Raw genomic sequence first — 17,990 nt, forward strand, 5'->3', positions numbered from 1 at the left:
GGCAGTCGATGAGCGAGGCCGCTGCGGCGCCGCCCGGCGCCTCGCCCGATCTGCTGGCGCTGTTCGTCTGGCTCTCCCCCGCCTATCCCGTCGGCGCCTTCGCCTATTCGCACGGCCTCGAATGGGCGGTCGAGACCCAGGCGATCAGCGATCTTGCCTCGCTGAACGGATGGGTGGACGATCTGCTCCGTCACGGCGGTCCCTTCGCCGATGCCGTCCTGCTGGCCCATGCCTTCGAGGCGGTGCTGGCGGAGGACGACAGTCGCCTGCGCGACGTGCTGGAGCTGGCGGCGGCGTTCGCGCCCTCGCGTGAGCGCCAGATGGAGACGCTGAACCAGGGCGACGCCTTTCTCGCCGCGACCCGCGCCGCCTGGCCGGCCCCGGCGCTGGAATGGGCAATGGGGCTGTGGGATGGCCGCGTCGCCTATCCCGTGGCGGTTGGCATCGCCGCCGCCGCGCACGGCCTGCCGCTGCCGGCGACGCTTTCCGCCTATCTCTCGGCGGTGGCCGCGAACCTCATCTCCGCCGCCGTGCGGCTCGTCCCGCTGGGCCAGACCGACGGCAACCGGGCGCTGGCCGCCGCGACGCGAACGGTGCGGGAGATCGCGCCGCTGGCGACCGTCACGCCGCTCGACCAGCTCGGTGGCGCAGCGTTGAAATCCGATATCGCGTCGATGCGGCACGAGACGCAGTACACGCGGCTGTTCCGAAGCTGAACGAGGGGAAATTCCATGGCGAGCGATAGCAGCGGCCCGCTCCGGGTCGGCATTGGCGGGCCGGTCGGCTCAGGCAAGACAGCGCTGATGGAGGCGCTGTGCCGGACCTTTCGGGAGCGCTACGACCTCGCCGCCATCACCAACGACATCTACACCAAGGAGGACGCGGAAATCCTCACCCGTGCCGGGGCGCTGCCGGCCGAGCGCATCATGGGCGTGGAAACGGGCGGCTGCCCGCACACAGCGATCCGCGAGGACGCTTCCGCCAATCTCGCCGCCATTGCCGAGATGCGCGGGCGTTTCCCGAAGCTCGACCTGATCCTGATCGAGTCCGGGGGCGACAACCTCGCCGCGACCTTCTCGCCGGAACTGGCCGACCTCACCATCTATGTGATCGACGTTTCCGCCGGCGAGAAGATTCCCCGCAAGGGCGGGCCGGGCATCACCCGCTCCGATCTTCTGGTGATCAACAAGGTGGACCTGGCGCCGATGGTCGGCGCCTCACTGGAGGTGATGGACCGTGATTCACGCCGCATGCGCGGGCGTCGACCCTTCGTTTTCGCCAATGTGCGCGCCGGCGACGGCGTCGCCGAGGTGGCGCGCTTCATCGAGGAGGCGGGTGGGCTCACCGTCGCGGCGCCCGATATGGGTGCCGAGACCGCCCCGGCCTGAGGTGACGGACCGCCCGGCGCGATGAGTCCGGGTGGCCCCATCCGCGCATATCTTGGGTCTCGATGGCCGCGCAGATGCGGCGCGGGCTTTCCGTCTGCTATGGTTTCATCGGCTTGGAAGGGATTCCATTAGATGAAGTCATTTGCTGCGGGCCGTAAGGCACGTTCGGCCCCGCTCTACTCACCGCGCGGCCCGCGTCTTCCTGATCGGATCGTCGAGCTTTTCGAGGCGTGCTGCCGCACCGACCGCCGGGCCTGCCTGTTTCTTGTCGGCCTGTGCCTGGTGGCGCTGCTGCCGGGGTTCTTCTCGATTCCGCCTGTGGACAGGGACGGGGCCCGCTTTGCGCTGATTTCCCGCCATATGGTGGAAACCGGCAATCTCACTGAGACGAGGCTCGGCTGGGAGGCCAAGCGCACCCAGGCGCTGGGCCTGCACTGGCTGCAGGCCGGAATGGTCAAGGCCGCCGAACTGGTCGGAGTTCCCGAAGCGCCCACGCGCATCTGGCTCTATCGCGCGCCCTCGCTCGCCGCCGCGATCGGCGCCGTGCTGCTGACGTACTGGGCGGCGCTGGCTTTCACCCACCGCCGCGCGGCGGTTCTGGCCGCCAGCCTGCTGGCGAGCAGCGTCGCCCTCGGTGTCGGGGGGCGGCTCGCCGTGCCGGAAGTGTTCCTGGTCGGCTCCGTGGCGGCGATGATGGGGGCCATGGGCCGTCTTTATCTCGCGGAGCGCCAGAGCCGGGGCCCGGGCGACTGGCGACAGTCTGCGCACGAGGCCCGGCTGGCCCTCATTTTCTGGTCCGCGCTCGCCTTCAGCCTGTTCACCAAGGGGCTGGTGACGCCGCTTTATGTGCTGATGCCGCTGATGGCGCTGGTGGCGGTGGACCGGTCGGCGCTGTTCCTGCGGCGTGCCCGCTCCTATGCCGGCCTCGCCGTGATCCTCGTCGTCGCCATCGGCTGGTTCCTGCTGCGCCGCTACGGCCCCCCTGAGACGCAGGCGGAATTCGTCGTGCGTACCCTGCTCGGTCCGGTGGCCGGCGAGTATCAGGGGTTTGCCGGCCTGCCGGGCGTCTATCTGCTGCTGTTCTTCGCGCTGTTCTGGCCGGCGGCGCCACTGGCGGCCCTTGCCTTTCCCATTGTCTGGAAGGCCCGCCGCATCGGTACGGTGCGCTTCCTTCTGGCCTGGGTGGTGCCGGTCTGGCTGCTGTTCGAGATCCTGCCGACCAAGGTGCCGGCCTATGTGGCGCCGACCCTGCCGGCGATCGCCATACTCATCGCCCTTGCAGTGGAGCGCGGCGCGCTGGCTCTCGGCAATATGCGGCTCGCCCGCGTGCTCTGGCTATGGCCGCTGATCGGCGCGGTGATCGCCGTAGGGGCGCTGCTCGGCATGGCGGTGTTCGACCAAACGACCAGCGTGCTCGCCTGGCCCCTGCTGCTGATCGGCTTCTTCGCGCTGGTGATCGCGGCGGCGTCGGTGCGCGATTATGGCGTCGAGAAGTCGGCGCTCGTCGCCATTGCCGGCATGCTGGTGTCCGGCTTTGGGGTGATGCAGCTGGTGCTGCCGAATATTGACAGCTTCTGGCTGGCGCCCCGTGTGGCGGCGGCGGTGGCGCGCGAGCCCTGCGGCGCCGGCGCCGGCCCGATCGAGGTCGGCATTGCCGGCTTTAACGAGCCGAGCTTCGCGCTTCTGCTGCCGCAAGCGCCGCGCTTTCTGGACGGGGCGGCGGCCGCCGATTTCCTCAAGGTGGGAGGTGCCTGCCGGGTCGTCTTCGTCGAGCGGCGGCAGGAACCACGCTTTGCCCGGCGGGCGGAAGCGATCGGCTTGCGCATCCAGCGCGGCGCCGATCTGCGCGGCTTCGACTATAACGGCCTGCGGGAGGTTCGGCTCGCCCCCTACCGCCCGGGATGATGGGCACAAGCCCATCACCGCCGGGGAGGATGGCGCCAGTCAGCGCGCCGCCGCCAGCGCGGCGAAGCCGGCATCGAGGTCAGCGATGAGATCGGCGGGGTCTTCAAGGCCGATTTGAAGCCGGATTGCCGGGCCGCCCGGGTTCCAGCGCGTCGCGGTGCGGTAGCTGCCGCAGTCGAAGGGAATGGCCAGGCTCTCGAAGCCACCCCAGCTGTAGCCGAGACCGAACAGCGCGAGACTGTCGAGAAAGGCGTCCACCGCCGGTTTGTGCACCGGCTGCAGGATGATGCTGAACAGGCCCGAAGCGCCCTTGAAGTCGCGCTTCCACAGGGCGTGGCTGGGATGTTCCGGCAGGGCGGGGTGCAGCACCGTCAGGACTTCCGGCCGCCCGGACAGCCACCGCGCCACGGCGAGGGCCGAGTGCTGGTGACGCTCCAGCCGCACCGCCATGGTGCGCAGCCCGCGCGCGGCCAGGAAAGCGTCTTCGGGCGCCACGGTGATGCCGAGGTCGCCATGGGTGAGGTGAACCCGGCGGAAGGTCCGCGCATTGGCGGAAATGGTGCCGATGTTCAGGTCCGAATGACCGCCGAGATACTTCGTGCCGGCCTGGATGGAAACGTCGACGCCGACATCATGCGGGCGGAAAAAGAGCGGCGTTGCCCATGTATTGTCCATCAGCGTGGTGATGTCGTGCGCGGCAGCGGCGGCAGCGGCGGCAACGATGGCCGGCACGTCCTGAATCTCGAAGGATTGCGAGCCCGGCGATTCCATGAAGATCGCCCGCGTATTGGTGCGGATGAGGCCGGCAATGTCACCGCCGATGAGCGGGTCGTAATAGGTGGTCTCGATGCCGTAGCGCGTCAGCACCTCGTCGCAGATGCGGCGTGTCGGCTGATAGGCGCTGTCGACCATGAGCAGATGGTCGCCGGCCTTCAGCACGGCGAGCAGGGCGACGCTGACGGCGGACAGGCCGGACGGCGTGAGCACGACGCCGGCGCCGCCCTCGATCCGGGTCAGTGCGGCCTCCAGGCTCTCGACGGTGGGGTTGCCGCGCCGTCCATAGGTGTAGCGGCCGGTATGGCCTTCGAGATCGGCGACGGTGGGGGAGAGGACGGTGGATCCCCGGACGATCGGCGTGTTCACGAAGCCGTCATGGCGAAAAGGGTCGCGACCGGCGAGAACGAGCTCGGTCTCCATCGCAAGGTTGCCGGGAACGGTGCTTTTTGTCTTGTTCGCCATGGTTGTAGCCTGTTGGAGCGCGTTTATCGAAGGTCGCATAGGGAACGGAGCGGAGTTGCCCCGTCAAGCGCTTGACCGGACCCGGTTGCGGCGCTCTGATGACGTTGCGTCTGCCATGGTGGTGCCCGAGGGGGTCTTCTGGGCGCCGTCAGACGAAGGAAGCAGGCATGACACGTTGCCCGATGCCATCGGCGGCATGCGAATTGCCTTTTCTGTCACTCGTGCCGCTCGCATCCTCGCAGCGGATACGTCAGCTCCAATCCGAATGAAGAAGGCTGCCATCATGAAACGCCTCCTCTCCACGTTCGCCCTTGCGGGTGCCATGGGTCTCTGCGCGTTCGGCGCGCAGGCCGCCACGAAGCTCGAGCAGGTGAAGTCGAAGGGCTTCGTCCAGTGCGGCGTCAGCCAGGGGCTGCCCGGCTTCTCCAACCCCAACGACAAGGGTGAGTGGAGTGGCCTTGATGTGGAATTCTGCCGCGCCGTCGCCGCTGCCATCTTCGGCGATGCCACCAAGGTGAAGTTCACGCCCCTTTCCGCCAAGGATCGCTTCACCGCCCTGCAGTCGGGCGACATCGACATCCTGTCGCGCAACACCACCTGGACCATCACCCGCGATACCTCGCTGGGCCTGAACTTCACCGGCGTCACCTATTATGACGGCCAGGGCTTCATGATCCGCAAGGACAAGAAGGTGAACTCGGCCCTGGAGCTCTCCGGCGCCTCGGTCTGCACCCAGACCGGCACCACCACCGAGCAGAACCTCGCCGACTATTTCCGCGCCAACAACATGACCTATGAGGTCATCGCTTTCGCCACCAATGACGAAGTGGTCAAGGCCTATGACGCCGGCCGCTGCGACGTGCTCACCACCGACCGTTCGGGCCTCGCCGGCGAGCGGCTCAAGCTGACCAATCCCGACGACCATATCGTGCTGCCCGAGATCATCTCCAAGGAGCCGCTCGGCCCGGTGGTCGCCCATGGCGACGACCAGTGGTTCGATATCGTGAAGTGGGTGCTCTATGCCCAGCTGAACGCCGAAGAGCTGGGCGTCAACTCCAAGAACGTCGACGAGCAGCTCAAGTCCGCCGTCAATCCGGAAATCAAGCGTCTCCTCGGCACCGAGGGCAAGTATGGCGAGGGCATGGGCATCGGCAATGACTGGGGCTACCTGATCATCAAGAATGTCGGCAACTATGCCGAAATTTATGATCGCACCGTCGGTCCCGACACCCCGCTGAAGCTCGCCCGCGGCCTCAACGCGCTGTGGAACAAGGGCGGCATCCAGTACGCCCCGCCGATCCGCTGAAGGCTCTGAAACCAGAGGCTCCCGAACCATCGGGAGCCTCTTCGCTCCGGCAAAGCCGACACAAGTTCGGCGCCGGGGATATTGGGGCCTCGATCCGAGGCGAGGGGGACTATGACGGATTTGGCTGGGCCCGTCGGCGGGCGTGCAAAGAGTTCATTCATCAACGACCCGAAGGTTCGCAGCATCGGCCTTCAGCTGATCGCTCTGGTCGTGGTCGTTTTCCTGGGCTGGAGCTTCACCGAGAATGCCCGCGACAACCTCGCGGCACAGAAGATCGCCACAGGCTTTGGCTTCCTGGACAATACGGCGGGCTTCGGCATCAACCAGACGCTGATCCCCTATAGCGAAACATCGACCTATGGCCGCGCCTTCGTCGTCGGCCTGCTCAATACCCTCCTGGTCGCGGTGGTCGGCATCTTCCTGGCTACCATCATAGGCTTCCTGGTCGGGATTGGCCGCCTGTCGAAGAACTTCGTCGTGCGGACGCTTTCCACCGTCTATGTCGAGGTTCTGCGCAACTTGCCGCCGCTGTTCCAGATCCTGTTCTGGTATCTGGCGGTGCTCAGCGCAATGCCTGGCCCCCGCAACAGCATCAGCCTGTTCGGCGAGGTGTTCATCTCCAATCGCGGCATCATCATTCCGCGCCCGCTGTTCGGCGAGGGGGCAGGCATCGTCGTGTGGGCGATCGGCCTTGCCATTCTCCTGGCCATTCTCTTCCGCCACTGGGCGGCCAGCCGCCAGGAGGAGACCGGCCGCTTCCTGCCGGTGCTGTGGGTCAATCTCGCCCTGATTATCGGCCTTCCGCTCATCGCCATGATCGCCACAGGTTTTCCGATCAGCTTCGAGGTGCCGCAGCTCAAGGGGTTCAACTTCGTCGGCGGCGTGCAGGTGATTCCGGAGTTCGTCGCGCTGACTGTGGCCCTGGCGACCTATACCGCCGCCTTCATTGCCGAGAATGTGCGCTCCGGCATCCAGTCGGTCAGCCACGGCCAGACCGAGGCGGCGCATTCGCTCGGCCTGCGCCATGCGCAGACGCTGCGGCTGGTGATCATTCCGCAGGCGATGCGCGTGATCATTCCCCCTCTGACCAGCCAGTACCTCAACCTGACCAAGAACTCCTCGCTGGCGGTAGGCATCGGCTATCCCGATCTCGTGGCGGTGTTCGCCGGCACGGCGCTGAACCAGACCGGGCAGGCGATCGAGATCATCGCCATCACCATGGGCGTCTATCTCCTGCTGTCGATCATCACCGCGACGATCATGAATGTGTACAACAAGCGCGTCGCGCTGGTTGAACGGTGAGGGCCCGGCCATGAGCATGACCTTCGACGACGGGACCTTCATCCGCAATGAAATGGCGCCGGTGTTGCCGCCACCCACGCAGCGGATCGGCGCTGTAGCGTGGATGCGGGAGAACCTGTTCTCCGGCGTTCTCAACACCCTGCTGACCGTGTTCGGCATTTGTCTGGTGGCGCTGATCGTGCCGCCCTTCGTCCGCTTCATGTTTCTCGACGCGGTCTGGGCCGGGGAGAACCGCGAGGCCTGTTTGGGTCCGGAGGTCGGTGCCTGCTGGCCCTTCATCCAGGCCAAGTTCGGCCAGCTGATCTATGGCTTCTATCCGATCAGCGAACGCTGGCGGGTCGACATCGTTTTCGCCGCCGGCGCGCTGCTTCTGGTGCCGCTGATGGTGCTGAGCTGGCCTTTCAAGCGGATCAACGCCTTCCTGTTCTTCGTCGCCTATCCGGTTGTCGCCTTCGTGCTGCTGACCGGCGGCAACATCAACGCCTCGGCCTTCCTGCTGGAGCGGTTCGGGCTGATCCGCGGCCTTGTCGGCGATGCGCAGATTGCCGGGGTCAACCTTGTATTCTGGGTTGATTATGTGCTGACTGCGCTGCTCGTTATGGCCGCGATCGGTGGCCTGATCGCCCTGCTGGGCGGCAGTGGCCGCTCCGCTGCGCGGACCACCTTCTGGGTCTTCCTGGCGTTCGGCCTGCTGATCTTCATCTGGGATGTCGATGTCGGCCTCGATTATGTCGAGACCCGGCAATGGGGCGGGCTGCTGGTGACGCTGGTGATCGCGGTGACCGGCATCGTCGCCTCGCTGCCGCTCGGCATCCTGTTGGCGCTCGGCCGGCGTTCGCAGATGCCGGTGGTGCGGCTGCTCTCGGTGGTCTTCATCGAGTTCTGGCGCGGCGTGCCGCTGATCACGGTGCTGTTCTTCGCCACCTATATGCTGCCGCTCTTCCTGCCGCAGGGCACCAATCCGGACGCGCTGCTGCGCGCGCTGGTCGGCGTGGCGCTGTTCTCCGCCGCCTATATGGCGGAGGTGGTGCGCGGCGGCCTGCAGGCGATCCCGAAGGGGCAGTATGAGGGGGCGATGGCGATGGGACTGACCTGGAGCCAGATGATGCGCCTCATTGTGCTGCCGCAGGCGCTGACCCTGGTCATCCCTGGCATCGTCAACAGCTTCATCAGCCTGTTCAAGGACACCACGCTGGTGCTGATCGTGTCGATCTTCGACTTTCTCGGCCAGCTACGCGCCTCCTTTACCGACCCCAACTGGGCGACGCCGGTGACGCTCTACACCGGCTTCGCCTTTGCCGGGGTGGTCTATTTCCTCTTCTGCTTCGGCATGTCACGCTACTCGCTCTTCGTCGAGCGACGGCTGAACACCTCTCACCGGCATTGAGAAACGGAGAAACCCATCATGAGCGAACTCCATTCGACCGTTTCCCCCGAAGAGCTGCCCGCCGTCCATACGCCACCGGGGCGGGAGGTCGCCGTCGATCTCGTCGGCGTGCACAAATGGTATGGCGAGTTCCACGTACTCAAGGACATCAATCTCAAGGTGCATCGCGGCGAGCGCATCGTCATTTGCGGGCCTTCGGGCTCGGGCAAGTCGACGATGATCCGCTGCATCAACCGGCTGGAGGAGCACCAGCAGGGCTCGATCGTGGTCGACGGCATCGAGCTGACCAATGACCTCAAGCGGATCGACGAGATCCGCCGCGAGGTCGGCATGTGCTTCCAGCACTTCAACCTGTTCCCGCATCTCACCATTCTGGAAAATCTGACGCTGGCGCCGATCTGGGTCCGCAAGATGCCGAAGAAGGAGGCGGACGAGCTGGCGATGCACTTCCTCACCAAGGTGAAGATCCCCGAGCAGGCGCATAAATATCCCGGCCAGCTCTCCGGCGGCCAGCAGCAGCGCGTCGCCATCGCCCGCGCCTTGTGCATGAAGCCGAAGATCATGCTGTTCGACGAGCCGACCTCGGCGCTCGACCCGGAAATGGTCAAGGAAGTGCTGGAGACCATGGTGAGCCTGGCGGAAGAGGGCATGACCATGCTGTGCGTGACGCACGAGATGGGCTTCGCCCGCCAGGTGGCCAACCGGGTGATCTTCATGGATGCCGGGCAGATCATCGAGATGAACGAGCCGGAAGCGTTCTTCTCCAACCCGCAGCACGAGCGCACAAGGCTGTTCCTCAGCCAGATCCTGCACTAGGCGGGGTTCTCGAACAAAAATGGCCGGGCCGCTTAGGCGGCTCGGCCATTTTTGTGTCGGTTGGCAGGCGTCAGTCGGCCGGACCGGTTGCCACCGGCTTTTCGGAGGCGCCCCATTCGGTCCAGGAGCCATCATAGAGCGCGGCGGGCGGGGCGCCGATGGTCTCCAGCGCCAGCCAGAGAATCGCGGCGGTGACGCCGGAGCCGCAGCTGGTGATGACCGGCTTCGACAGGTCGATGCCGGCCGCCTCGACCGCCTTGTGGATCGCGTCGGGATCGGCGAGGCGGCCATCTTTCACCACCTCGGAAACCGGCAGGTTGCGGGCACCGGGAATATGGCCGGGCCGGACACCGGCACGCGGCTCCGGCGCCTCGCCACGGAACCGCTCCGCCGCGCGCGCATCCAGCACCTGGGCGCGCCGATCGGCGAGGTGGGCGGCCACATCGTCGATTGAGGCTACCCAGTCGCGGTCGAGGGTCGCGTCGAACCGGGCGGGGTAATAGGGCGCCTCGCCGGCTTCGGTCGGCCGGCCCTCGGCGAGCCATTTCGGCAAGCCGCCATCGAGAATGGCGACATCCACCGCTCCGAAAGCGCGCAGCGTCCACCAGACGCGCGGCGCCGAGAACAGGCCCAGCGCATCATAGACCACGATCTTCATCTGCCGGCCGATGCCGAGGGACTCCATCGCCGCCCGGAACAATGTCTCGGTGGGCAGCATATGTGGCAGCGGGCTCGAAATGTCCGAGATCGCGTCGATGTCGAAGAATACGGCGCCGGGGATGTGGGCCTTGAGAAATTCCTCACGCCCCTTCCGGCCGGTCGCCGGCATGTGCCACGAGCCATCGACGATGACGAGGTTCGGGGCGCCGAGATGGGCGGCGAGCCAGTCAGTCGAGACGAGATAGCGGCTTTCAGGCGAGGCCGTGTCGTTCATGGAGCACTCCGAGGCGCCGCGCGGGCGTTAGGCCCAGGCCAGCCGCACGCGGCGGTTCTGCTGGCCCTTCTTCTCAATCTTCGTCACCTGCACGGCGCCGATCTCGTCTAGGCCGCGCACATGGGTGCCGCCGCAGGGCTGGAGGTCGAGACCCTCGATTTCGACCAGGCGGACCTTGCCCGTCCCCATCGGCGGCTTGACCGCCATGGTCTTGACCAGCCCGGGATTGGCGAGAAGCTCCTCATCGGAAATCCAGCGCTCGCGTACCTTGGCGCCGGTCGCGATCATCTCGGCGAGCCTGATAGTGATCGCGTCCTTGTCGAGCCCGCCTTCGGGAATATCGAAGTCCAGGCGGCTCTCCTCCTCGCCGATCGAGCCCCCGGTGACGGGAAAGGGCAGGGCGACGGAGAGCAGGTGGAGGGCGGTGTGCATCCGCATCCGCTTGTGGCGGGTGGACCAGTCCAGCCGCAGCGTGACGGCCTCTCCCAGCTCGGGCAGTTCGCAACCGGTCGCCGGAACATGGATCACGTCGACCTTGGACGGGCTGTAGATCGCCGTCTCGATGGCGATCTCGCAGCCATCGGCCCTTGTCAGCGTGCCGCGATCGCCCGGCTGGCCGCCGGCATTGGCATAGAACACAGTCCGGTCGACGACGATGCCGCCCTCTGGCGTCACCGCCGTCACAACGGCGGATGTTTCCTGACAATAGGCGTCGTCGCGGAACAGGAGGAGGGTTGTCATTACACCAGCACGTTGGGCACATCGACGCTGCGCTCAAGCCAGCCCGGCACGGGCAGGCCTTTCTCGCGCAGGAAGTCGGGGTTGAAGAGCTTCGACTGATAGCGGGTGCCGAAGTCACACAATATGGTGACGATGGTATGGCCGGGGCCGAGTTCCTTCGCCAGCCGGATCGCCCCGGCGATATTGATGCCGGACGATCCGCCCAGGCACAGGCCCTCATGCTCAAGCAGGTCGAACACGATCTCAACCGCTTCGGCGTCGCCGATCTGATAGGCGCAGTCGATGGGCGCGCCTTCCAGGTTGGCGGTGATCCGCCCCTGGCCGATGCCCTCGGTGATGGAGGAGCCCTCGGATTTCAGTTCGCCTATTGTGTAATAGCTGTAGAGCGCCGCTCCGAAGGGGTCGGCGAGCCCGATCCGGATCGCCGGGTTGCGCGCCTTCAGGGCGATGCCCGTGCCGGCGAGCGTGCCACCGGTGCCCACGGCGCACACGAAGCCATCGACCTTGCCGTCGGTCTGCGCCCAGATTTCCGGACCCGTGGTCTCGATATGGGCGAGGCGGTTGGCGACATTGTCAAACTGGTTGGCCCAGACCGCGCCATTCGGCTCGGTCGCCGCCAGCGCCTCGGCCAGCCGACCTGACACCTTCACATAGTTGTTCGGGTTGGCATAGGCGACGGCCGGCACCTCCACCAGCGTGGCGCCGGCGAGGCGGAGCATGTCCTTCTTTTCCTGGCTCTGCGTCTCGGGAATGACGATCACCGAGCGGAAGCCGAGCGCGTTGCCCACCAGCGCGAGGCCGATGCCGGTATTGCCGGCGGTGCCCTCGACGATGACGCCGCCGGGGCGCAGCTGCCCGCGCGCCACCGCGTCCTGGATGATGAACAGGGCGGCGCGGTCCTTTACCGACTGGCCGGGGTTGAGGAACTCCGCTTTGCCCAGAATCGTGCAGCCGGTGGCCTGCGAGGCGCGCTGGAGCTTGATGAGCGGCGTGTTGCCGATCGCCTCGACGAGACCGTTACGGATATCCATGGACCTGATTTCTTTTGCCGTGTGCCGGGGGTCACGAAATTAGTGATCCCGCTCCCCCTCGGCAACTGGCAGGACGGCGCTATTGGGCGCGAATGCGCTGAAATCGGTCGAGAGCTCGCTGGCGGGCCCACGCATGGTCAACGACGGGGCGCGGATAGGTTTCGCCGAGAACCACGCCGGCCCGCGCAAGCACAGCGGGCGCGGCCTCCCAGGGCTTGTGGAGGATGGTGGACGGCAGCCCTGCCAGTTCGGGCACGAACTGCCTGACGTAATGGCCATCGGGATCGAACTTCTCGCCCTGCGCAACGGGATTGAAGACGCGGAAATAGGGGGCGGCGTCGGCGCCCGAACCCGCGACCCACTGCCAGCTCGCCGGGTTGTTGGCGGGATCGGCATCCACCAGCGTGTCCCAGAACCATTCCTCGCCCCGCCGCCAGTCGGTGAGGCCATGCTTGATGAGGAAGGATGCCGCCACCATGCGGACGCGGTTATGCATCCAGCCGGTCTGCCAGAGTTGGCGCATGCCGGCATCGACGAGGGGGTAGCCCGTCCGGCCGCGCCTCCAGGCTCGCATCAGCGCCTCGTCATCGGTCCATTCAAAGGCGTCGAAGCGTTCGTTGAAATTGGCGTGCCCGATGTCGGGGAAGTGGAACAGCAGATGATAGCTGAACTCGCGCCAGTAGACCTCGCTGACAAACTTGGCGACATCGCGCGGCGCTGCGCTTCCGTCAGCCTCCGCATGCCGCACCGCGGCCAGCGCCCGGTGGGGCGAGATTTCGCCGAAACGCAGATGCGGCGAGAGGCGAGACGTGGAAGCAAGGTCCGGGCGGTCGCGCTCGTCGGCGTAGCCGGTGAGCCCGCCATCGATAAAGGCGGCGAGAGCCGTTAGCGCGCCCTCCTCACCGGGAGTCCAGGCTTGCCGCAGCCCGTCCGCCCAATCAGGCTGGGAGGGCTCAAGCGCCCAATCCTCCAGCCTCTCGCCATCCGGCGGGCTGCCGAAGGACCACGGCAAGGTGACCCGTGCGGGCGCACGCACGGCTTGCGTCACCGCCCGCCGAAAGAAGGGCGTGAAGACGCGGAACGGCCCCCCGGACTGGGTCACGACGGTCCACGGCTCGTGAAGCAAATTGCCGCCGAAACTCTCCGCGACAATTCCGCCTGTCGTGAGCGTCGACTTCACCGCCTTGTCGACGGCGATCTCGGCGGCGCCGTAGCGGCGGTTCCAGTATACGGCCTCGGCGCCGATACTCCGCGCCAGTTCGGGGATCGTCTCGATTGCCCGGCCACGGCGCAGGATCAGCCTGCCGCCCTTGGCTTCGATCGCCCTCTCCAGAGCGCCAAGCGAGCGGCCCAGCCACCAGCGCGCCGCGCCGCCGAGGGCCCGCATGCCTTCGCTCTGCTCGTCGAGCAGGAAGACGAGGGTGAGCGGCCGACCCGTCGCCTGCGCCGCGTGGAGTGCGGGATTGTCATCAAGGCGCAGATCGTCACGAAACCAGACGAGGGCGGGGCGGTCGGACGGCGAGCGCATGCGTCTAATCCTGCGGAGACTGTTCTAGTACGCAGCACCGGCGCCAATCGATCACTTCGACTCGTGAGCGGGCATGATGCCGAGGCGCTGGCCTCCAAGCGCGGGCCCCGCTGCGCCGGCCGGTTCGCCGGGCAGGGCGGTATCACCTAAACCGGGCTCGCTTCAATAATCCCACTGGGCGCCGATGCCGACTTCGGCGGCCCCGTTGGCGCCCGTCGCGCCCTGCAGGCGGATGTTCTTCGTCACATCCACATCGACCGTGACGCGGCTCGACCCCGCCGAAGTGCCCTGGCGCACGCCGAGATAGATGTTGTCGTTCAGCCGCCGACCGATGCCGACCTGGCCGCCGGTTCCTGCCGAATCCGTGCCCAGTTCGAGGCTGTCGACGCCGAGCGAGCGGCGCACGTTTTCCAGCACGCCGGCGCCGCCGGAGAACTGTGCCGCCGCCTGCGCGAGCTGCAGTGCCTGGCCGCCATTGAGCGAGCCGGCGGAGCGGCCGAACAGCAGGCGAGAGATCACCTCGTCCTGCGGCAGGGTTGGCGTCGAGGAGAAACTGACCACCGGGCGGGAGGCCGGGCCCGACACCAGCACGCGCGCGGTGATGTCGGTGGTCGTGGTCTCGGCGATGAAGTCGAGTTCCGGGTCGGTGGTGCCGGTGAAGGTGATGTTGCCGCGGGTGAAGGTGAGGCGGCGTCCGCCGAAATCGAAGGAGCCGCGACGTAGCTGGAAGGCGCCCAGCGTCACCGGCGCCCGCGTCGTGCCGCTGAGCTTCAGCTCGCCGCCCAGCTGCGCCTCGATGCCGAGGCCGCGCACGAACACATTGTTGCTCGGCGCCGACAGAACCAGATCCAGCGCGATGCCGCTGCGGGTCGGCGGGGCGGGTCCCTGCTGGCGCTGCACGGTGGGGCTCTTGCGCTTGAACTCCGCACTGGCATTCACATGGCGGACATTCAGGTCCTGCACCCCGCCGGGGAAGCGGTCCGGCACGTTGATGTCGAGCGCACGAAGGACAAGCCGGCCGGTCAGGCGAGGGCCGTTCAGGAACGCGCCTTCGATGCCGAGCCGACCTTCCGCCACCAGGCGCATGAGATCGCTGTTGACCAGCGCCGCATTTACGAGATCGAGGTCGATGCGGCCGGGATAGCCGGCGGAGGGGTCGAGCGCGACATTGCCGCGCCCGCTGATGTTGCCGCCATTGGTGGTGGTGGCGCGGAAACTGGTCAGCGTGACCGAGCGATCCGTGCCGGTCAGAACCGCCTCGATATTGCCCAGCGCCACGCCGTTGACGGAATCGTCGAAACGCCCGCCGCTGAGCCTTACGGTGCCGCCGGCACGAGGGGCGGCGAGGGTGCCGCGCAGCGTGGCGTCGACTGTGGCGATGCCGGTGACGCGCGCACCCGTCGCGGCCAGCATGGGATTGGCGATGGCGAGGTTTATGGCGCCACGCAGGGCGAGATCCAGATCGCCGGCGCCGAGCGGCACTGAACCACTCAAAGTGAGGCCCTGCACATTCTGCCCGGTGATGGTGGCGCGCAGCTGCGCTCTGCCATTGCCCAGCGTGCCATTGGCGGCGATGTCGAAAGGCCCGGCGCCGGAGCTCGAAAGGTCGGGGCGGCTCAGGCGGGTGATGCGCAGATCAAAAGGCCCCGTGGGCGCGGAGGCGGTTCCGGCGAGGCGCGCCGTGCCCGCCAGCGTGCCCGAGAGATTCGCATCCGGCACAGCGAGGCTGACGAGAGCCAGCGGCAGGGCGCGCAGGTCGACCGAAAGATCGAGCCGCTCGCCGGCCGTGCCGGACACGGTGGCGGTGCCGCCGCCGGCGGACAGCGCCAGCCGGTCGATGGAGACCGTGCCGCCGACAAGCGTAAAGGTTGCCGGTGCGTTCAACGCCGCGTTGAGCCCAGGCCGTGCCGCAGTGAACCGGGCAAGCCGCAGCCGCGCGCCGTCCGTCGTCGGCTCCAGCCGGCCGGCGGCGCGCAGATTGGTGCCCTGGGCGAGCGCCTCCAGCGTGAGATCGGTGCCGGTTGCATTGCCATTGGCGCGAAGGGTTGCGGTCTCGATCGCTACGCCGGATAAAGCCACCGCCCGCAGCTCGGCGGTGCCATCGACCAGTGGTACGCCGCGCAGATCAAGCACCCTGCCATTGATACTGGCCGATCCTACGCTCTGGCTGAACGCTCGGAGCCGTTCGGCGCTGGCGCGTACATCGGCGTTCTGCCGGCCGTCGGCGACGCTGAGCGTGACATCGGCGTTGAGGGCGCCGGCCATTTCGGTGAGAGCCAGCGCGGCGATGTCGGCGAGGTCGCCGGCGGCGATGGTGAGCCGTCCCGTGGCGAGGCTGGCCGGATCGAGCGCCAGATCACCGCGCGCCGTGACCGAGCCAATGGCGAGATCGAGGTCTGACAGCCGGCGGGTTCCGTCTGGCAGCGTCGCCAGAGCGGCCGAGCCTCGCGCCGGCTTGCCGCCGATATCGCCGGAGAGAGCGAAGGTGCCGCCCACGTCTTTGGTGATATCAGTCGCCGAGACATCGACCGTCACATCGCGAAGCGGGCGGCCTTCGGCCATGCCGTCCGGCACCCGCAAGGTCGCCTTGACGCCGAGGGCATCGAGCGTTCCGGAAAAAGCGGCATTGGCCTGCAGCGCGCCGGCGAGGCGGGGATCGATCCGCGCGAGATCGTCGAGGGCGAGCGTCGCGTTGAGGTTGGCGATGTCGGTGGCGAGCCGGCCATTGACGGTGGCGGCGATTCCGTCGGTGTCGATCTTGAGATTATCGACCGAGAGCGCATTGGCGCCATCCCGGGCGAGAGCGCCATCGATGCTCAGCCCCTGCCCGATAAGTGCATCGAGGCGTGCGATGCCGGTCTCGAGCCCCTGCGCGCGGCCCTTCAGCACGGCGCTGGCGCGCGTCAGATCGGTCGAGGCGGAGAGCCGGGCGTCAAGCGTGGCGGTGCCGGCGAGGGGGCGGCCGGCGAACGGCGAGAAGGCGGCGAGGTTCAGCCGGCTGACGCCAAGATCGCCTTCGATTTCACGCCCATCCGCTCGGCCGGCAAAACGCGCCGTGATCGCGGACAGCTCGACCGACGCCGCCTCCAGCACGGCGTCTCCGCTGGTGGGCAGCGTCCCTGCCGCCGAGAAGCGTCCTTGCGTGCCCAAGGCGGCAGCCACCTGCGGGTCCGCCGCCGTCAGGCCATCGGCCGTTCCCTCGATTGAAAAAGCGAGGAGGCCGGGCACAGCGGGGAGGGTCCTCAGCATGGCGGCGAGGCTGCCGGCACGGTAATCTAGCCCAGTGAGCTGAGTCGCGGTGACCCGCGCCTCGATGGCGGGCGCGCGCAGCGCCCCCTTCAGCGTTCCGGCAAGGCCGAGGCTCTGCCAGCCGACGCCGGGGGCGAGGGTGGTGAAGCGTGCGGCCTCGCCCAGTGTGGCGTCGAAGGTGATGTCGGCGATTTCCGCTGCGTCCAGCCTGCCGCTCACCGTGGCGCGGAAGCCAGCAGCGCGGGCGGTGAGCGTATCGATGGCGAGTGTGCGGGCCGAATCGACCGTTGCTGAGCCGGCTAACTCACTTCGTCCCTCAAACAGCGACGAAATGTTTGCCGGCAAAATTTTGGCGATATCGGCATCGATCGCGACGTTTACCTTGTGCCCGTCGGCTACGGCGCGAATGCCCGCCGCGCCACTGGCCTCGGCGAGTTCGCCAATGTTGAAGCGCAGATGCCCGTCCCAGGCGTCGAGCGGGCCCGCCCCTTGCAGCGAGGCGGCGATTTCAGGCAGCCCGTCAAAGCCGGCTGCGCGAGCCATCAGCCCGCCCGCCGGCTCGCGCGCGGCTATATCGAGGTCGAGGTGACCGGTTTCCGGGGCATAGCCGAGCGAGCCCGTCAGCGTGCCGGGGCTGTCGAGCCGCTCTATCGCGAAGCTTGCCGACACGCCCTGCGCCAGCGTGGCGAGATTGGCCGAACCGTTCAGCGACAGGCGCGCCGCGTGGCCGAGCACCGGCTCGGCGAGGACGATATCGGGAATGGCGAGTGTTTCGAGCCGCACGGGGAGGGCGAAGGACGTTCCGCCATCGGTGGAAGGTGGCGCGGGCGGGAGGACCGGCCGGCGATCGATGCGGACGCGCGTTGCAGAGAGCGTTGTCACATCCACCCGCCCGGAGAGCAGCGCCAGGGGCCGCCAGTCGAGCCGCGCGTCTTCAATGCGGGCAAATGGGCCTTCGGCGTCGGAGAGCGCGATGCTCTCGACGCTCATGTCGAACGGCACGAAACCGCCCAGCCCGCGAATGGTGACGGCGAGCCCGGGCGAGGAGGCCAGCGACGAGGCGAAACTGGCGAGCAGCGCCTTGCCCGGCGGGGTCTGCAGCGCGCCGAAGGCCCCCACGAGCAGCACCAGCAGCGATAGCAGTGACATTGCGATTATTTTGAG

The 17,990-nt window shown here is 67.2% G+C and carries 13 protein-coding genes; 7 read left to right on the plus strand and 6 right to left on the minus strand.

Features of this window, described 5'->3' with window-relative positions:
- The first annotated feature begins 8 nt into the window (after nucleotides 1–8).
- From A3M1_RS0118850 to A3M1_RS0118860, 3 genes are all read left to right on the plus strand, one after another.
- Entirely contained in the window at nucleotides 9–716 is a 708-nt protein-coding gene (locus A3M1_RS0118850) for an urease accessory protein UreF (RefSeq protein ID WP_018390549.1), read from the plus strand.
- 15 nt (nucleotides 717–731) lie between these two features.
- Entirely contained in the window at nucleotides 732–1,388 is a 657-nt protein-coding gene (gene ureG, locus A3M1_RS0118855; RefSeq protein WP_018390550.1) for an urease accessory protein UreG, read from the plus strand.
- Between the two features lie 132 nt (nucleotides 1,389–1,520).
- Nucleotides 1,521–3,293: a glycosyltransferase family 39 protein gene (locus A3M1_RS0118860; protein WP_018390551.1), complete on the plus strand. Its 1,773-nt coding sequence runs from the start codon at nucleotides 1,521–1,523 to the stop codon at nucleotides 3,291–3,293.
- A 39-nt stretch (nucleotides 3,294–3,332) separates the two neighbouring features.
- On the opposite strand, the gene metC is transcribed toward A3M1_RS0118860, so the two are convergent.
- Complete coding sequence (gene metC, locus A3M1_RS0118865; RefSeq protein WP_018390552.1) at nucleotides 3,333–4,532, minus strand: cystathionine beta-lyase; 1,200 nt, start codon at nucleotides 4,530–4,532, stop codon at nucleotides 3,333–3,335.
- A gap of 283 nt (nucleotides 4,533–4,815) precedes the next feature.
- Here metC and A3M1_RS0118870 point away from each other — a divergent pair, with 283 nt between their 5' ends.
- The 4 genes from A3M1_RS0118870 to A3M1_RS0118885 all read left to right on the plus strand — a co-directional run bounded on the left by A3M1_RS0118870 (nucleotide 4,816) and on the right by A3M1_RS0118885 (nucleotide 9,343).
- On the plus strand, nucleotides 4,816–5,838 hold the full coding sequence (locus A3M1_RS0118870) for an amino acid ABC transporter substrate-binding protein (protein ID WP_026221398.1): 1,023 nt from the start codon (nucleotides 4,816–4,818) through the stop codon (nucleotides 5,836–5,838).
- Between the two features lie 111 nt (nucleotides 5,839–5,949).
- On the plus strand, nucleotides 5,950–7,140 hold the full coding sequence (locus A3M1_RS0118875; RefSeq protein ID WP_018390554.1) for an amino acid ABC transporter permease: 1,191 nt from the start codon (nucleotides 5,950–5,952) through the stop codon (nucleotides 7,138–7,140).
- A gap of 10 nt (nucleotides 7,141–7,150) precedes the next feature.
- The gene (locus A3M1_RS0118880; protein ID WP_018390555.1) at nucleotides 7,151–8,527 is read left to right on the plus strand and encodes an amino acid ABC transporter permease; all 1,377 of its coding nucleotides are present in this window, start codon (nucleotides 7,151–7,153) and stop codon (nucleotides 8,525–8,527) included.
- An 18-nt stretch (nucleotides 8,528–8,545) separates the two neighbouring features.
- Entirely contained in the window at nucleotides 8,546–9,343 is a 798-nt protein-coding gene (locus A3M1_RS0118885) for an amino acid ABC transporter ATP-binding protein (RefSeq protein WP_018390556.1), read from the plus strand.
- A 70-nt stretch (nucleotides 9,344–9,413) separates the two neighbouring features.
- Here the strand turns inward: A3M1_RS0118885 and sseA are convergent, their stop codons facing one another.
- The 5 genes from sseA to A3M1_RS0118915 form a co-directional block, all read right to left on the minus strand.
- Nucleotides 9,414–10,277: a 3-mercaptopyruvate sulfurtransferase gene (sseA, locus tag A3M1_RS0118890; protein WP_018390557.1), complete on the minus strand. Its 864-nt coding sequence runs from the start codon at nucleotides 10,275–10,277 to the stop codon at nucleotides 9,414–9,416.
- A gap of 27 nt (nucleotides 10,278–10,304) precedes the next feature.
- Entirely contained in the window at nucleotides 10,305–11,018 is a 714-nt protein-coding gene (locus A3M1_RS0118895) for an alanyl-tRNA editing protein (RefSeq protein ID WP_018390558.1), read from the minus strand.
- The gene (locus A3M1_RS0118900; RefSeq protein ID WP_018390559.1) at nucleotides 11,018–12,049 is read right to left on the minus strand and encodes a cysteine synthase A; all 1,032 of its coding nucleotides are present in this window, start codon (nucleotides 12,047–12,049) and stop codon (nucleotides 11,018–11,020) included. Before A3M1_RS0118900 ends, A3M1_RS0118895 begins: the two co-directional genes overlap by 1 nt.
- Nucleotides 12,050–12,128: 79 nt before the next feature.
- Nucleotides 12,129–13,577 carry a deoxyribodipyrimidine photo-lyase gene (locus A3M1_RS0118905; RefSeq protein WP_018390560.1) on the minus strand — a complete coding sequence of 483 codons (1,449 nt, stop codon included), beginning with the start codon at nucleotides 13,575–13,577 and terminating at the stop codon, nucleotides 12,129–12,131.
- Nucleotides 13,578–13,739: 162 nt separating this feature from the next.
- The gene (locus A3M1_RS0118915; protein ID WP_018390561.1) at nucleotides 13,740–17,975 is read right to left on the minus strand and encodes a translocation/assembly module TamB domain-containing protein; all 4,236 of its coding nucleotides are present in this window, start codon (nucleotides 17,973–17,975) and stop codon (nucleotides 13,740–13,742) included.
- Between the last annotated feature and the right edge of the window lie 15 nt (nucleotides 17,976–17,990).

This window comes from Ancylobacter sp. FA202, from assembly GCF_000380205.1.
GTDB lineage: Bacteria > Pseudomonadota > Alphaproteobacteria > Rhizobiales > Xanthobacteraceae > Ancylobacter.

What these genes read in the sequence shown, in the direction of transcription:
- ureG (WP_018390550.1), top strand. Translation starts at nt 732, where the DNA reads ATGGCGAGCGATAGCAGCGGCCCGCTCCGGGTCGGCATTGGCGGGCCG.
- A3M1_RS0118880 (WP_018390555.1), top strand. Translation starts at nt 7,151, where the DNA reads ATGAGCATGACCTTCGACGACGGGACCTTCATCCGCAATGAAATGGCG.
- A3M1_RS0118895 (WP_018390558.1), bottom strand. Translation starts at nt 11,018, where the DNA reads ATGACAACCCTCCTCCTGTTCCGCGACGACGCCTATTGTCAGGAAACA.
- A3M1_RS0118875 (WP_018390554.1), top strand. Translation starts at nt 5,950, where the DNA reads ATGACGGATTTGGCTGGGCCCGTCGGCGGGCGTGCAAAGAGTTCATTC.
- A3M1_RS0118915 (WP_018390561.1), bottom strand. Translation starts at nt 17,975, where the DNA reads ATGTCACTGCTATCGCTGCTGGTGCTGCTCGTGGGGGCCTTCGGCGCG.
- A3M1_RS0118850 (WP_018390549.1), top strand. Translation starts at nt 9, where the DNA reads ATGAGCGAGGCCGCTGCGGCGCCGCCCGGCGCCTCGCCCGATCTGCTG.
- A3M1_RS0118860 (WP_018390551.1), top strand. Translation starts at nt 1,521, where the DNA reads ATGAAGTCATTTGCTGCGGGCCGTAAGGCACGTTCGGCCCCGCTCTAC.
- A3M1_RS0118905 (WP_018390560.1), bottom strand. Translation starts at nt 13,577, where the DNA reads ATGCGCTCGCCGTCCGACCGCCCCGCCCTCGTCTGGTTTCGTGACGAT.
- sseA (WP_018390557.1), bottom strand. Translation starts at nt 10,277, where the DNA reads ATGAACGACACGGCCTCGCCTGAAAGCCGCTATCTCGTCTCGACTGAC.
- A3M1_RS0118870 (WP_026221398.1), top strand. Translation starts at nt 4,816, where the DNA reads ATGAAACGCCTCCTCTCCACGTTCGCCCTTGCGGGTGCCATGGGTCTC.
- metC (WP_018390552.1), bottom strand. Translation starts at nt 4,532, where the DNA reads ATGGCGAACAAGACAAAAAGCACCGTTCCCGGCAACCTTGCGATGGAG.
- A3M1_RS0118900 (WP_018390559.1), bottom strand. Translation starts at nt 12,049, where the DNA reads ATGGATATCCGTAACGGTCTCGTCGAGGCGATCGGCAACACGCCGCTC.
- A3M1_RS0118885 (WP_018390556.1), top strand. Translation starts at nt 8,546, where the DNA reads ATGAGCGAACTCCATTCGACCGTTTCCCCCGAAGAGCTGCCCGCCGTC.